This is a genomic window from Serratia sp. PL7 (genome assembly GCF_945957435.1).
The window spans coordinates 73,112-88,782 of sequence record NZ_CAMFLB010000026.1 but is presented as its reverse complement, the minus strand read 5'-3'; the positions used below and the strand labels follow the sequence as shown (position 1 = coordinate 88,782).

12 protein-coding genes are annotated in these 15,671 nt (G+C 53.7%); 8 read left to right on the top strand and 4 right to left on the bottom strand.

Going from position 1 to position 15,671, the window contains the following annotated elements:
- The first annotated feature begins 52 nt into the window (after positions 1 to 52).
- The 3 genes from allB to N6G83_RS45310 all read left to right on the top strand — a co-directional run bounded on the left by allB (position 53) and on the right by N6G83_RS45310 (position 4,267).
- Complete coding sequence (allB, locus tag N6G83_RS45320) at positions 53 to 1,414, top strand: allantoinase AllB (protein ID WP_074027779.1); 1,362 nt, start codon at positions 53 to 55, stop codon at positions 1,412 to 1,414.
- A gap of 71 nt (positions 1,415 to 1,485) precedes the next feature.
- Positions 1,486 to 2,793, top strand: coding sequence for a uracil/xanthine transporter (locus tag N6G83_RS45315; protein ID WP_161739605.1), 1,308 nt, complete (start codon positions 1,486 to 1,488; stop codon positions 2,791 to 2,793).
- Positions 2,794 to 2,920: 127 nt separating this feature from the next.
- Positions 2,921 to 4,267 carry an MFS transporter gene (locus N6G83_RS45310; RefSeq protein ID WP_024528432.1) on the top strand — a complete coding sequence of 449 codons (1,347 nt, stop codon included), beginning with the start codon at positions 2,921 to 2,923 and terminating at the stop codon, positions 4,265 to 4,267.
- Positions 4,268 to 4,687: 420 nt separating this feature from the next.
- Here N6G83_RS45310 and allE read toward each other — a convergent pair whose 3' ends face one another.
- From allE to allD, 4 genes are all read right to left on the bottom strand, one after another.
- On the bottom strand, positions 4,688 to 5,473 hold the full coding sequence (gene allE / locus N6G83_RS45305) for a (S)-ureidoglycine aminohydrolase (protein ID WP_065686305.1): 786 nt from the start codon (positions 5,471 to 5,473) through the stop codon (positions 4,688 to 4,690).
- Positions 5,474 to 5,517: 44 nt separating this feature from the next.
- Positions 5,518 to 6,795 (bottom strand): MFS transporter, encoded by a 1,278-nt coding sequence (locus N6G83_RS45300; RefSeq protein ID WP_065686306.1) that lies wholly within the window; start codon positions 6,793 to 6,795, stop codon positions 5,518 to 5,520.
- A complete protein-coding gene (allC, locus tag N6G83_RS45295) occupies positions 6,792 to 8,039 on the bottom strand; it encodes an allantoate deiminase (protein WP_065686307.1) in 1,248 nt (415 codons plus the stop codon). Before allC ends, N6G83_RS45300 begins: the two co-directional genes overlap by 4 nt.
- Positions 8,040 to 8,159: 120 nt before the next feature.
- Positions 8,160 to 9,209, bottom strand: a complete 1,050-nt coding sequence (allD, locus tag N6G83_RS45290; protein WP_024486472.1) for an ureidoglycolate dehydrogenase — start codon at positions 9,207 to 9,209, stop codon at positions 8,160 to 8,162.
- Between the two features lie 408 nt (positions 9,210 to 9,617).
- Here allD and N6G83_RS45285 point away from each other — a divergent pair, with 408 nt between their 5' ends.
- From N6G83_RS45285 to N6G83_RS45265, 5 genes are all read left to right on the top strand, one after another.
- On the top strand, positions 9,618 to 11,285 hold the full coding sequence (locus N6G83_RS45285; RefSeq protein WP_211134878.1) for an acyl-CoA synthetase FdrA: 1,668 nt from the start codon (positions 9,618 to 9,620) through the stop codon (positions 11,283 to 11,285).
- Positions 11,286 to 11,294: 9 nt separating this feature from the next.
- Positions 11,295 to 12,560 (top strand): DUF1116 domain-containing protein, encoded by a 1,266-nt coding sequence (locus N6G83_RS45280; RefSeq protein ID WP_024528437.1) that lies wholly within the window; start codon positions 11,295 to 11,297, stop codon positions 12,558 to 12,560.
- A gap of 43 nt (positions 12,561 to 12,603) precedes the next feature.
- Positions 12,604 to 13,422, top strand: a complete 819-nt coding sequence (locus tag N6G83_RS45275) for a DUF2877 domain-containing protein (RefSeq protein WP_211134879.1) — start codon at positions 12,604 to 12,606, stop codon at positions 13,420 to 13,422.
- Between the two features lie 70 nt (positions 13,423 to 13,492).
- Entirely contained in the window at positions 13,493 to 14,395 is a 903-nt protein-coding gene (locus N6G83_RS45270; RefSeq protein WP_024528439.1) for a carbamate kinase, read from the top strand.
- Between the two features lie 43 nt (positions 14,396 to 14,438).
- Positions 14,439 to 15,665: an MFS transporter gene (locus tag N6G83_RS45265; protein ID WP_029711056.1), complete on the top strand. Its 1,227-nt coding sequence runs from the start codon at positions 14,439 to 14,441 to the stop codon at positions 15,663 to 15,665.
- The last annotated feature ends 6 nt before the right edge of the window (positions 15,666 to 15,671 follow it).

The following is a 15,671-nucleotide window of genomic DNA, read 5'->3' as shown; positions in this document are numbered from 1 at the left end:
ATAACCCTAAGCGTAATAATATGATACTTTAATTTCACGAAGGAGCATGACCATGTCATACGATTTAATTATCAAGAACGGTAAGGTTGTTTTAGAACATGATGCCATCATTACTGATATTGCGGTTAAAGAGGGCAAGATAGCCGCCATCGGCAATGGTCTTACCGGTGCTAAAACGGAGATTGATGCCAGCGGAATGGTGGTGGCACCGGGCATGATCGATGCCCATGCGCATATGTCCGAGCCGGGCCGTACCCATTGGGAAGGGTATGAAACCGGTACGCGTGCTGCGGCCAAGGGCGGTATCACCACCATGGTCGAAATGCCGCTGAACCAACTGCCAGCCACGGTGGACAGAGCCTCGATAGAAATGAAGTTCTCGGCGGCAGAAGGCAAGCTCACCATCGATGCGGCCCAGTTTGGTGGCCTGGTTTCCTACAACCTGGATCGGCTGCATGAGCTCGATGAGATTGGCGTGGTGGCCTATAAATGCTTTGTAGCGACCTGCGGCGATCGCAGCGTCAGCAATGACTTCCGCGACGTGAACGACTTCGAATACTTCAAAGGTTTGCAGACCTTAGCCAAGCTGGATCAGTTAGTGGCGGTGCACGCCGAAAACGCCCTGATTTGCGATGCGTTGGGGGAAGAGGCCAAGGCGGAAGGGCGCGTAACGGCGCACGATTATGTCGCCTCTCGCCCGGTATTCACCGAGGTTGAAGCGATCCGCCGGGTGCTGTATCTGGCCAAGGTCGCGGGTTGCCGCTTGCATATTTGCCACATAAGCAGCCCAGAAGGGGTGGCGGAAGTGACTCGCGCTCGTCTGGAAGGGCAACAGGTCACCTGTGAGTCCTGCCCGCACTACTTCGTGCTGGATACCGACCAGTTTGAGGAAATAGGCACCCTGGCCAAGTGTTCACCGCCGATCCGCGATGCGCAGAACCAAAAAGGGCTGTGGGATAAGCTGTTTAACGGTGAGATTGACTGCCTGGTGTCCGACCACTCGCCATGCCCACCGGATATGAAAGCGGGCAATATCATGCAGGCCTGGGGCGGGATCGCCGGGATACAAAACTGCGTCGATATCATGTTCGATGAAGCGGTGCAGAAAAGGGGCATGTCGCTGCCGGTGTTTGCCAAATTGATGGCGACCAACGCCGCCGATATTTTTGGTTTGAAGCACAAGGGGCGCATTGCTGTAGGGAAAGATGCCGACCTGGTGTTCATTCAGCCCAACAGCAGTTACGTACTGGCAACGGGCGATCTCGAGTATCGCCATAAGGTCAGCCCTTATGTGGGGCGGAAAATCAACGCAAGGGTGGCCAAAACCATCCTGCGTGGCGAAGTGATTTACGATCTCAAGGCGGGTTTTGGCGTTCGTCCGATCGGTAAATTTGTGCTTAAACATCAGCAATAACGCTAGTTAATCAGCGCCCGTCACCGGGCGGGCGCGTGAATGATGGGATAGTGGATATGAAGGAAGCACCCATGAACGGGTTATGTGCCAGTCGTAGCAGTTGGTTATCGGGTTTGCAGTGGTTCTTTTTCATTTTCTGCAATACGGTGGTGATCCCACCGACCCTGCAATCGGCATTCAACCTCTCTGCTGGTGTGACCTTTTGTATTACCCAATATACCTTTATCTCAACGGCGCTGGCCTGTCTGGCACAGGTGTTTTTGGGCCATCGACGAGCCATTATGGAAGGGCCAACAGGTCTGTGGTGGGTGACCATTTTAACCCTGACCCTGGCGGAAGCAGCCAACGGCACGCCGCTGCCAGAAATTGGTGGCAGCCTTGCGGTGGGGATCCTGATCTCTGGCATCTTGACCATTCTTATTGGGGCTAGCGGTTTGGGGTTCCGCCTGGCACGGCTGTTCCGTCCGGCGGTGATGGCCACGTTTATGTTTTTGCTGGGGGCGCAGTTAATCACCATCTTCATGAAAGGGATGCTGGGGTTACCTTTTGGCGTTTATACCGGCGTCGTGACCATTAACTACCCAGCCTTTTACTGGGCATTGACGGTGTTGCTGCTGATTATTGCCATTATTGCCTTTTTACCGCGGGCGATCGGCAAATATGCGCTGTTAATCGGCACTCTGGTTGGCTGGGGCGTTTACAGCTGGTGGTTTGCACCCACCGGTGCGCCGATCACGGGCAGCGATTGGGTGCTGTTCCCACTCGGGTGGCCGCAGGAATTGCATTGGGGGATTGTGATCAGCGCCGTCCTGACCGGTTTGGTCAACGTGTCGAATAACTTTGCCGCCATTCGTGGCACCGATATTTTTTACGCGGACGGCCCGGCGGGCAGAAGCCTGTTCCGGCGCAGCTTTATGGTTTCAGGTGGGCTGACCTGCCTGGCTGCTCCACTGGGCGTGGTGCCTTTCTCGCCTTTTGTCTCTTCCATTGGCCTGCTGACCCAGACACAAGACAGCAGTCAGCGCTCGTTTATTATTGGTAGCGTGGTATTCCTGCTGGTGGGGATGTTGACGCCGCTTGCGCAATTCTTCTGCAGTATTCCTCTCACGGTCAGCAGTGCCGTTATGCTGGCCTCTTATCTGCCGCTGCTGTTCTCCTCGGTGCTGTTTATCAACAAGATCGAACTGAATAGCCGCAACATTTATCGGCTGGCGCTACCGCTATTTTTGGGCGTATTCCTGATGAGTATGCCTTCCTCCTTTTGGCAGGGGGTGCCGATCACCATCAGGCCGCTATTCAGCAATGGCCTGTTGATTGGCGTGCTATTAGCGGTGTTGGTTGAGAATAGTATTCCGTGGGATAAGGTGAAACCACGCTAGCATTTATAATATAGCAATCAATATTGTTTAAATTCTCACCGCCCTGTCTTTGATGATGAGGGCGATTTAATCCAATGACACTGAAATAAAATCTGAAATAGCAGGATGCCAACCAAGGAGATCCGATATGGCGACCAATAATGCTGCGATTGATCAAGCTATTCTGGCCAGTCCCGACAAGGCTAAACTCTACCGTAAAATAGCCTGGCGAATTATGCCGATATTACTGATTAGCTATATCGTCGGTTATCTTGATCGTGTTGGGATATCATTTTCAAAATTCCAGATGATGCCGGATATTCTGCAAGGTAATGTGTCGATGGCAGAGGCGGTTTATGGCCTCGGTGCTGGTGTATTTTTTATTGGTTATATTATCGCCGGTGTACCAAGTAATATCTTACTGAGTAAGTATGGTGCGCGGAAGGTCATCGCCCTGTTGATGTTGGTATGGGGCACGATTTCAATGCTGAGTATCTTCATTACCAATCCCACACAGTTTTATCTGGCACGATTCCTGCTGGGGTTAGCCGAAGCCGGTTTTTATCCGGGGGTGATCCTCTATCTGACACTGTGGTTCCCTTCAAGCCAGCGGGCAAAAATGACGGCGCTGTTTGTTTGTGGGATACCGGTGAGTAACATCATCGGTGGGCCACTTTGCGGTTGGATTATTGAAAACATGAATGGCATGTTCGAGCTGTCCGGCTGGCAATGGTTATTCTTTATCAGTGGTCCGCGTGCATTATTGATTGCGGTCGTCATTTTCTTCTTCCTGGATAATACCTATCAGAGTGCTAAATGGCTCAGTCCACAAGAAAAAGAGATGATCACCCAAGATATGGTGCAGGGAACATCGAAAAAGATAGGTGCTGATGGTGCAGCGCAGGAGTGGACAATGAAGACCATGCTGAAGTCTTCTGCTTTCACTAAAATGTGGTTGATCTGTTTCTGTACGGTGATGGGGCAAGGGGGATTGGCCTTCTGGGTGCCAACCATGATCCGTGATACGGGGGTAAGCTCGGTAATGGATATCGGTTTGCTGACCATGCTGCCGTATATGCTGGCCGTTGTCGCTATGCTAATGGCTGCACGCAGCTCTGACAAACACCGAGAAAGGCGTTGGCATATCATTGTTCCTTTCTGTATTGCCGCGGTTTCGCTGATTTTTATCGGCCTGTTCCCAGACAATAAAGTCATCGTGATGGTGGCATTATGTATTGCTGTCGCCTCCAGCCTGGTTCCTTCGCCGCTGTTCTGGAGTTTACCAAATGCTATCTTTACCGGTACCTGCGCTGCTGCTGGGATAGCGCTAATTAACTCGATTGCCAATATAGGAGGTTTTATTTCTCCTTATATTATTGGTTACTTTAAAAACACCACGGAGAGTAATCTGGTCGCGATGTGTGTGCTATCCAGTATGATGATATTGGGGGCCATATTGACCTATAGCGTTCCGGCAAAACTGGTTAATAAATAATAGTCAATAGAAGTTCGGTTATTGATAATTGCTCCGATTGATAAAAACCATGCTTTCTCTGCCTATGTGGTGATCTATTACATTGGCTGAGGGTGTGGTTTTTTTGGGTTAATGATGAAGAGGGGACCGAATGTGCCACGTATTAACTCCAGCGTATTAATGTCTTTACCGGGATCCTTAATTAAGGATTGGCAACGTGTTACCGATTAACATCAGCGTATCGAATCCATAGATTGAATCCAGCGTATTAAAGTCTTTGTCTTACCGATGGGCTTCTACACTTGAATGTTGCGCTGAACTGGCTCCCTCTCCCTGTGGGAGAGGGTTGGGGTGAGGGGAAATATTGATTGCTGAATGAGTAAGAAGACTCTGCTTTAATCAATTAGGCCACACTACTTAGAGCGTGGCCTTTAGGCGGGTTTAGAAGTCAACGTCGCGGTTGCAGTCTTTCGAGTAGATATAGCTGAACTCTTCCTGGCCCACCGCATAGCCGGCTTGCGGAACATAGGCAGCCATAAAGATGTAATCCCCTTTCTTGACCGGGATCCACTCATTATCCAGGTTGTACATCCCAGCACCGCTGAGAATATAAGCGCCATGTTCCTGCACGTGGGTCTCGATATAGCCATGGCTGGCGCCTGGCTTGAAGGAGAGGATATGGATGTTCATATCGAACCCCAGATCCTTCGGCAGCAGATCTTGCAGGATCACATCGCTCATGCCTTCATAGTGAATTCTTTCCAGCTTGTTGACGTTGTTGCTCACCACGTGGGCTTCATAGCCCTTGATGCGGTTGTAGACACGCTTATAGAGGAACAGCTGGCTTGGTTTTCCGCCGTTGGTGTTCTCCAGGCGCAGCATCACACCGGCAGGGCAATACAGATAGCCGCCCGTGGTGAGTGGATAATCGGTGCTGTCGGCTGACGCGGTGATGTTGCCTTCGATAACGTAGACCAAGGTTTCAATATTCTCACCGCCAAAGCCTTGCTGGTTACGGCCGCCATCATGCAGTGTCACCAGATAATCGACAAAAGTGGCGCCCAGTTTCGGGGTGGCAAGAATGGTAACGTCGCAGTTCTCAAAGCCTGGAATGATGTTACGCACCAGGCCATCCGGTGGGATCACGGCATAGTTGTCGCGTTTGATAATGGAGCGCGAAGCTAGGATATCTTTTGGATAGCCAATCTGATTATTGATATAACCCACGTTAATTCTCCTGATTAGTCAGGGCCGTAGCCCTACAACAAAAATTATGCCTGTGCCGCCGTTTGGCGATTGTTTTTCTGCTTCATCAACACGTTGACGGTAAAGAAGATCACGGTGCCGATCAGCAGGATGGCGGCCGAGATATAGAAGCCCATCACCTTGGAGCCGGTGCTGTCGGAGATCACCCCGGTGAGGAATGGAGCAATCACCGAAGAGGACATGCCGAAAAAGTTAAACACGCCAAAGCTGGTGCCGTAGCCTTTCTTCGGAGCGTTATCCGCGACGAAGGAGATCATGATCGGATCCACCGCCAGCTTACCGAGCAGGCCGTAAAGGATCAGGCTGACCAGCAGGGTGGTGGAGTCCGGTGAGATCACGGTGCAGACCAGCGTCACTGCGGCACAGATTTGCAAGAAGATGATCAACTGCACTTTCTTGGCGCGGAAACGGTCAGACATGCGGCTGAAGAACAGCGCCCCAGGAACGGAGGCAAAGGCAACCAGCGCGGCGGAGAAGCCGATGGCCACGCCTTCGAACCCACGTTCCTGTTGCAGGAAGGAAGGCAGCCAGGTCACGATCATGTAGTAGCCATAGCAGGTGGCGAAATACATCACGTAGGCGGAAATCATCCGCAGGCTGAACAACCCACTGGCTTCCTCGGTCTCTTCCACTGGAGTGGCCGCGGAGGCAGCCGGGCTGGCGGCCAGAGAGGCGGTATAGGAGCCCCCTTTGATCACCAGGAAGAACACCACCGTCATTACCACCAGCAAGCCGGTGATGATAAACAGCATGATTTGCCAGTCCATCCCCATGCTTTTCACCAGCAGGCTGGAGGCGATCAGGCCAATGGCCATCCCCAGCGCAGAGCCGCTGTTGATAATGGCGGTGGCCAAACCACGACGTTCCAACGGAATGTTTTCTGATGACAGCGAGTAGGCTGAACCGTAGTAAGAGCCACAGCCCATCCCGGCCAGCAGGCTACCGGCGTAGATCATGGTCAGGCTGGTGGCGTTGCCGATCAGCAAGGTGGCGATGATGAACAGGCAAAAACCTGGGATCAGCACCACCTTTTTGCCGAACTTATCCACCAGGATCCCGGCCGGGATTTGCATCCCGGTATAGGCAAAGAAGTAGAAGCTGGCGATCAGGCCCATCTCGGCGTTGGAATGCGAGCCGATGGTTGCCTGGATCTCAGGGAAGATCGGTGTCAGCACCGTGCGGTAAATCCAGATCACCGCCCAGCCCAGGCACAGGACCACCACGATTTTTTTCCAATACAGCGGATCAAATCCGGTGTTGGAGGAGGTTTTACTGTTGCTCATAGGCGGGCTCCCTGCTCGGTATAGGCCAGTTGGTATAAGGTATGCGCCAGAATTTTCACCCCTTCGGCCAGGTCGGGCAGTTCGGTTTTTTCCGCCGGGTTATGGCTGATACCGGCAATGCTTGGCACAAACATCATCACCGTCGGTACGTGCGGGGCAAAAATCTGTGAGTCATGGCCTGCACCGCTGTGGATCATGCGGTAGTTCAGCTTATGGCTTTCGCACAGGTGGCTGACGCAGGCCAGTAACTGTTTGTCCATGGGGATCGGCGTTTCATCCATCCACAGGTCGATCTCGACCTCAATGCCCATTTCGGCACAGATGCGCTGAATATCGGCTTCGATCTCTTGGGTAAAACGCAGCAGCGTCGCTTTGTCGGTGTGGCGGCAATCCAGGGTGAAATGAGTGAAACCAGGCACGACGTTGACAGTGTTAGGCTTGGGCTCTACCTTGCCAAAGGTCAGCACCAGCGGGTCGCCTTCCGCTTTGGCCTTGGCGATGGATTCGCAGCAGATCCGGCTGAAGGCATAAACGGTGTCCTTACGGTAACCCATTGGCGTGGTGCCCGCGTGGTTGGCCTCGCCCTTGAGTTTGATATCGTAGCGGCGCTGGCCGACGATGCTGGTGACCACACCAATGGTTTTTCCTTCGGTCTCCAACACTTTGCCCTGCTCGATATGCAGTTCAACGAAGGCGGCGATATCTTTGCGCAGCGGCTGGTCTTGCGGGCGGAAGTCAAAGCCTGCGCTATGCATGGCGTCAACGAAATTCACGCCTTTGGCATCACAGATGCTTTTGACTTCTTCCGGGCGAGCGGAACCGATAATGTTTTTACTGCCCCAGAAAACGTAAGGGAAACGGCTGCCTTCCTCCTCGGCCAGCGAGATGACTTCCAGCGTGCGTAACGGCGCGCCGTAGGTTTCTTTCAGATGCTTGATCGCCAGATAGGCGGCTTCGATACCAAACTGACCATCAAGGTTGCCGCCGTTGACGACCGTATCAATATGCGAGCCAGAAAGGATCACCTGATCGGGATATTTGCTGCCCTGCAGGCGGCCGGATAAATTGCCGACGGCATCAAAAGAGGTCGCCAGACCGGCGGTTTCAAAAGCCTGCTTCAGCGCCTGTTGGGCTTCCACCCACTCAGGGGTATACAGCAAGCGCGTCATGCCGCCGCTGGGATCTGCCCCGATCTTGGATAACCAGCCAGAAGTTTCACTAATTTCTTGTTGGAAATTCTTCATATTTATCTGCCTGCTTGTAACGTCCCTGAGACATGCGCCAACTCAGCTTTGTCGGGAGGGTTGATAAGGAAAATGGCGGCGAAAATAGCTTTTCTCCGCCTGATTTAATTAATCTGACGATTAACTGGCAAACGGATCTTTATGGTCGTAGGAACGCTGGTAAATATCGTCAGAAATCAGGTATTGATAAATGTCGTCAACAATATCGATGCCATTCTTTTCATTTTCTATTTCACGCATATGGCTACCCTGGCCAGGGTAGAGCACTTGTTTCACGCCAGGTGCCGGTTTGATTTCGTTCAGTTCTCTCATTACCTGGCTGATATGTTTGCGGAAGGTCACTTCGTTGGTGAAATAGCTTGGGTTGAGCACGATATGCAACTGGCCCAATTCCCGGCCTGCACTTAAGTCGTGATACATCGAGCTGACGTGTTTACCGAACGGCAGGCCAAGCAACACGCCGGATAGAATATCGACCATCATCATCAGGCCGTAACCTTTTGGCCCGGCGATAGGCAACAGCCCGCTGACGGCGAAAGGATCGGTGGTGTTATTGCCTTCGCTGTCTACCGCCCAGGTATCCGGGATGGGCACGTTGCGTGAGCGGGCGTCCAGCACCTTGCCCCAGGCCTGAACCGTGGTAGCCATATCGAAAGTCATGATGTCGTCGCCTTCGGCCGGCGCCGAGAAAGCGATAGGGTTGGTGCCGTAATAGACCTCTGCACCGCCATAAGGGACGACCATCGGATCTGACTGACACACTGATATACCAATCATGCCCGCATGGGCGGCCTGCTGCACAAAGTAAGACAGCGCGCCACTGTGGCCGATGCGGCGAACGCCTACCACCGCGACGCCGTTCTCTTTCGCCATTTCGATGGCGTGGTCCATACCCAGCTTGGCTGCGACATGCCCGGCACCGTTGTCGCCATCAAAAACTGCGCTGCAAGGGCCGGTTTTTTCAAAGGTGAAATGCGGGTCGTTATTGGTGCCGCCTTTGCTGATGCGTTCAGAATAATATTCCACCCTCACCGCGCCATGGGAATGGATCCCGCGCGCATCTGCATGGACCAAAACGTCCGCGACAATCCCGGCGTGTTCCTGGCTTAGGCCTGCAGAATGAATTTTATTTTGAATCAGTTGATGCAGTTGCTGCTTAGAGACTTTCATTGACAGTCCTTCCATTGATATACCCTATGGATTTCAAGCTGCAGCTTGAAAGACGACGGGTATACGGTTTATTAAAACTATCTCTGTCTCCTACTGTATAAACATAGCAAGGGAATAATGTGATCCAGACGGCTATTATTTTATTGGCTTAAATTTTCGTTGAATGGCATTACCATTGTTAGATTATTTTTAACAAAGCGCCGTCTTTCTGATGATTGAATTCAATTAATCCCCGCCAGACTTGATGATTTTTTCTAACAATGGGCAAAGTGTGATGAGACTCACCTTCGTCAATGGGTTTTATTTGTAGCTTGGCCAATAAGAATATGGGGTCTGAAATAAATAGGTTACTAAAAATATCTGAGAACGCCCATTGCGAAGTTCACATGCTGTTTTAAGGATATCACTATGATCCATGCTTTTATAAAAAAAGGGAGCTTTCAGGATTCCGTCAGCCTGATGCTAATTTCCCGTAAGCTCAGCGAATCACCCAACGTCGAAGAAATATCGGTCATGATGGGGACGCCGGCCAATAAATCCTTACTTGAAGCGACCGGTTTCTGGCATCCGCAATTCAGTGAAGCGACCCCCAATGATATTTGCGTGGCGATCAAGGCGGAATCTGCCGATGACAGCATCACCACACAGATCGGCGAAGCGTTAGACCTGGCGTTGAAAGCCATTGCCCAGGGGCAGCAGGGCGGTAAACGCCTGCTCAAGGCACGCAGTTGGCGCATGGCGCGGCAGAAGTTGCCGGATGCCAATATGGTGCTGATCTCCATTGCAGGGGAATATGCCGCGCAGCTGGCCGATCAGGCACTGGACGATGGCTGCAACGTGATGATGTTTTCCGACAACGTCAGCGTTGAGCAGGAAGTGGCGCTAAAAACCAAGGCGCGTGACAAGGGCCTGATCGTGATGGGGCCAGACTGTGGCACGGCCAATATTGCCGGGGCACCGCTGGCCTTTGCCAACGTCGCCCCCAAAGGCATGATCGGCATCATTGGCGCCTCGGGAACCGGTATCCAGGAGCTGACCTCACAAATTACCCTGGCTGGGCAAGGCATCTCTCACGCCATTGGCTTGGGTGGGCGTGATTTAACCGCCGAAATCGGTGGTATCAGCGCTATCAGCGCACTACGAATGTTGGCGGCCGATCCGCAAAGCCAGGTGTTGGCGTTTGTCTCCAAGCCTCCGGCCGAAGCGGTACGTCAACGGGTTATCGGTGAGATGAAGACCCTTGGCAAACCGGTGGTCGCTTTGTTCCTGGGAGCTAAAGCGCCTGCGAAACAAGAGGGTAACATCACCTTTGCCGCGACGTTGGATGAAGCCGCCCGCCTGGCTGCGATGTTGGCAAACGTGCAGCAAATGGCCGCACAGCAACCTGCGGTATGCGGTGGTAAAATATCCGGCCTGTACGCCGGTGGCACGCTGGCGGCGGAATGCGCCATGTTGCTGGCCGATCGGCTGGGCGTGGAGGCCGACAGCAAGCATCAGCATGGCTCAATGCTCAACGCCGACGGACACCGCATTATCGATATGGGGGACGATTTCTACACCCAGGGCAAACCACACCCGATGATCGACCCGTCTACCCGTAATCAGGAAATCGCTCGCCTTGCTCAGCAGCCGCAGATTGGCGTGTTGCTGTTGGATGTGGTGATTGGCTATGGCGCGCAGGAAGATCCCGCAGGTTCCTTGGCTACCGAAGTCAAACGCGTACGCGAAAAACGTGGTGCGGCCCATCCGTTGGCCGTTATCGCCACGGTGACAGGCACCGAACAAGACCCCCAGCAGCGCTCCAAACAGATTGCCACGCTCACCGAGGCGGGCATTGCCGTGATGAATTCGCTGCCTGAAGCGGTCGCGCTGGCCTGCCAGTTAATCGCCCCTCCAGAGCAGGGTAATAACGAACCAGCACCCGCCATGCTGGCCGGTGTTTCCGTGATCAATGCAGGCTTGCGTAGCTTTGCCGACGATCTGCAAACCAACGAAATTTCAGTGGTGCATTACCAATGGGCCCCGGTGGCCGGTGGTAATCAACGATTGGCTAACATACTGAAAAATTTAAAGTAAGGGATTGATATGACCGCAACTATTGAACAAGCAAACGCTGCCGTTATCGCCAGGATCCGTGAAGCTCGCCCTCATTGGCAGGATGTTGATTTAGCGAAAAACCTGATCCCGCAGTTGGCGCAGGGGAGAAAACTGCTGCATGCCGGGCCGCCGGTTACTTGGGCGGAAATGAGTGGCCCGGTACGCGGTGCCTGCATTGGGGCATGCCTGTTTGAACAGTGGGCTGAAAGTGAGCAGCAGGCGCTGGCACTGCTGGAAAACGGTGAGATTGAATTCATCCCTTGCCATAACGTCAGTGCCGTTGGCCCGATGGGGGGCATCACCTCGGCGCATATGCCGCTGGTGGTGGTGAAAAACACCGTTCATGGTAACCATGCCTACTGCAACCTGAACGAAGGGATCGGTAAGGTGATGCGCTTTGGTGCCTATGGGCCAGACGTGCAGGCGCGCCTGCGCTGGATGCGTGACTCACTGGCACCGGTACTGAAAGAGGTACTGGCCACCTTTGATGAGGGGATTGACCTCACCGCCGTTATGGCCCAGGCCATCACCATGGGGGATGAGTTCCACCAGCGTAATATCGCGGCGTCGGCGCTGCTGATGCGTTTGTTAGCCCCTAAAATCAGCCTGCTTGAGCGGGACAACGTTGAGCTGGCCAAGGTCATGCAATTCCTCAGCATCACCGATCAGTTCTTCCTCAACCTGGCGATGGCCTATTGCAAGGCGGCCATGGACGCCGGGGCCGAGATTAAGCAAGGCACCATCGTGACGGTGATGACCCGTAACGGCAAAAACTTTGGCGTCAAGATCAGCGGCATGGGCGACCAATGGTTTACCGCGCCGGTCAATACGCCGGAAGGCCTGTTCTTCTCCGGCTATAGCCAGGCTGACGCCAACCCGGATATTGGCGACAGCGCCATTACCGAAACCTTCGGCATTGGCGGTGCGGCCATGGTCGCCGCGCCTGGTGTGACACGTTTTGTCGGTGCCGCCGGTGGCATGAGTGCCGCGACCGATATCTCCGAAGAGATGGCCGAGATTTACCTGGAACGCAACATGATGCTGCAAATCCCAACCTGGGACTTCCAGGGCGCTTGCCTGGGGCTGGATGCCCGCCGGGTGGTGGAAACCGGCATTACTCCGTTGATCAACACCGGAATTGCCCACCGTGAAGCCGGGGTTGGGCAGATTGGTGCCGGTACCGTGCGTGCTCCATTGGGCTGCTTTGAAAAAGCCATCGAAGCACTGGCAGAAAAGCTGGGTATCAGCGCGTAACAACCGGTTCGCCCGGAGGAGACTCCGGGCTAGGGAGCAAGTTATGGACATCACCGCGTTAGCCATTAGCCGCTATGCCACGCAAGATTACGGCCCGTTACGCTGCGTGGGGCGTTTCAACAATGCCATCAACTTTCTCTCGCCTAACGATCGGCTACTGACGTTGCACCGTGAAGGGCGTGGGCTTAGCCCAATGGGCTGGGAAATTGGCGACGATGACTTCGACGAAATCTTTGACAGCCTGCCTGCGGCCCAGCATTGCCAGCTTTCACCGGCGGGGATCGAACTGGAGGATATTGCCATTTACCGCCAGGGGAGGTGCTTGGATCTCTGCCTGAAGGTGAGCGGAGAAATTGCGTTGCCGCCATTGGCTACCGCGCTGGCCGATGTTGACGCCCAGACCGGCCTGTTTGGCCGCCTGGACAACCTCGTTGACCAGCTGCATTGTCTGGAAATTCGCGAACTACGGCAGCACTTTACCGCCTGGTTGTTGGGGCAGAAAGTGGACTGGAGCGCCGTGCTTGGCAAAGGCCCTGGCTTGACGCCAAGCAATGATGACACGGTGCTGGGCATGTTGCTGGCGGCTCATCTTGATAGCCGCGTGGATGTCGCAAGGTTGTCGTCCTTTTTTGCCGCCAGCCAACCCTTAAGCCAGTTGACCACCTTGGTCAGCGTCCACTATTTGCAGTTTGCCGAGCAGGGGATCTTCTCCACCCCGGTACAACTCCTGGCACGCGCCTTACTCAGACCACAAGAATTACCCGCAGCCATCAACGACATGTTGGCAACCGGGCATTTTTCCGGTGCGGATACGCTATTGGGCGTCTGGTTGGGCGCGATGGCAATCAATCGTCTTTATTAATTTATCAGCGGAAAACCATGCCGAATGCCGTTCGGTATGGGCTGCTATTACTTGAAAAATGGGTACCTGAATGGAAACGTTAGTTATTGCCTTGGGGGGCAACGCCCTGTTAAAGCGTGGCGCGGTGTTATCTGCAGAGAATCAATACCAGAGCATTGCGCTAATTGCCGATGCCATTGGCAAGCTGGCCAAGAAATACCGCATCGCCATCGTGCACGGTAACGGCCCACAGGTGGGGCTGCTGGCGCTGCAAAACCTGGCCTATCGCGATGTTCCCCCTTACCCGCTGGATATTCTGGTGGCAGAAAGCCAGGGCATGATCGGCTATATGCTGGCCCAGCAGCTAGGGGCATTCCATCCTGCTCAGCCGGTGTCCACGTTGCTGACTCGCGTCTTGGTAGACAGCGAAGATCCGGCGTATCGGGAACCCAGCAAATTTATCGGGCCGGTTTATGAGCCGCAACAGCAAGCCGAGCTGGAAAAAAAGTATGGCTGGAGCATGAAGCTGGATGGGAAATACCTGCGCCGGGTGGTGCCTTCCCCTGAACCGAAAAAGATCATCGATATTGAAGCGATCAATCTGCTGCTGGCGAAAAACCACATCGTGATTTGCAACGGCGGTGGCGGTGTTCCGATGGTGGCCAGCGCACAGGGAATGATCGGTAGCGAAGCGGTGATCGACAAGGATCTGGCCTCTGCGTTACTGGCCGAAGCCCTGGACGCCGATCACCTGGTGATCCTCACTGATGCTGATGCGGTGTATCAGCACTGGGGCACCCCGCAGCAAAAAGCCATTCGTTCTGCCACCACCAAAGAACTGGCCCCGATGGCCGTAGCCGATGGTTCGATGGGGCCAAAAATCATGGCGGTCAGCCGCTTTGTGCAGCGCAGCGGCAAGGTGGCACATATCGGTGCCCTGCAAGATATCGAGTCGGTACTGGCAGGCACCGCGGGGACATTAATTACGCCGTAATACTGGATGGGCCGAGCGGCCCATCAACCAAGGGAAAATGAATATGCAAACTATAAAAACAGAGCGAATGCCCTATTGGATTAAAACCGTAGTGATCTTCTTCCTCGGCTGGGTCGTTATCTATGCCGGGCGTTCGGTACTTAGCCCCATCATGCCGCAGATCCAAACCGAGTTCGGGCTGTCAAAAAGCCATCTGGGCTTAATCAGCAGCCTGTTCTTCCTGACCTACACCATTTTACAGGTGCCTGCGGGGCTATTGGGTGACCGCTTGGGCAGAAAACGCATTCTGGTCAGCGGCTTTATGCTGTTTGCGCTGTTTATCGCTGCCGTCAGCATCTCATCCAACTTTCTGATTTTCATCGTGCTATGGATGCTGACCGGTGCTTCGCAAGGCGTCTATTATGGCCCGCAGTATGCGCTTTCATCCGAGGCCATCCCCAAGAAATGGATCACCTTGGGCAGTGCGGTGATCGGCAGCGGGATGTCGTTCGGTATCGCGCTGGGGTATTACCTTTCCAGCTTTATGATCGAACACTTTCATACTTCGTGGAAGATGCCGTTCCTGGCGATGGCGGTCCCGGTATTGATTGTGGCGCTGCTGATGCTGTTTTTCATTCGGGAAAAAGCGCCGCAAAGTGCCAGCGATGCTCCGGTAGCGGCGGCAGCAAAGAGCGAATTCAGTTTCCTGGATCTGTTTAAAAACCGTAACCTGCTGATGGCCTACATCACCATCTTTTGCTCGATCTATGGCTTCTTCGTGATCATTACCTGGCTGCCGTATTATCTGCAAAAAGAACGCGGCATGGATATTGTGCACGCCGCCAGCATCGCCTCTATCGTACCGTGGATCTCGGTGCTCGGGACGCTGATTTGCAGCTATATCTCCGACAAGCTAGGCCGCAGAAAACCGGTGGTGCTGTTTATGCTGCCTTTCTCACTGTTGGCGATCTTCGGCATCGTTTATTCCACCAGTGAAGCGGCGTTGATTGGCGTATTGGTGCTGTATGGGTTTATCGGCAAAATCAGCCTCAACCCGGTACTGATCGCCCTGGTAGCAGACAACGCACCGCGTGCCGCGCTCAGTACCGCTTTCGGGCTGTATAACTTCTTTGGTATGGCGGCGTCGATCTTTGCGCCTTACGTGACCGGCTTCATTGCCGACAGCACGGGAACGTTGAATGCGGGCTTCTATTTTGCCGCGATGATCACGGTGGTGGGTTTTATCGCCATGTTGTTCGTCAAAGAGGGGAAACCGGCGCAGGAGGCTTGATGTTTG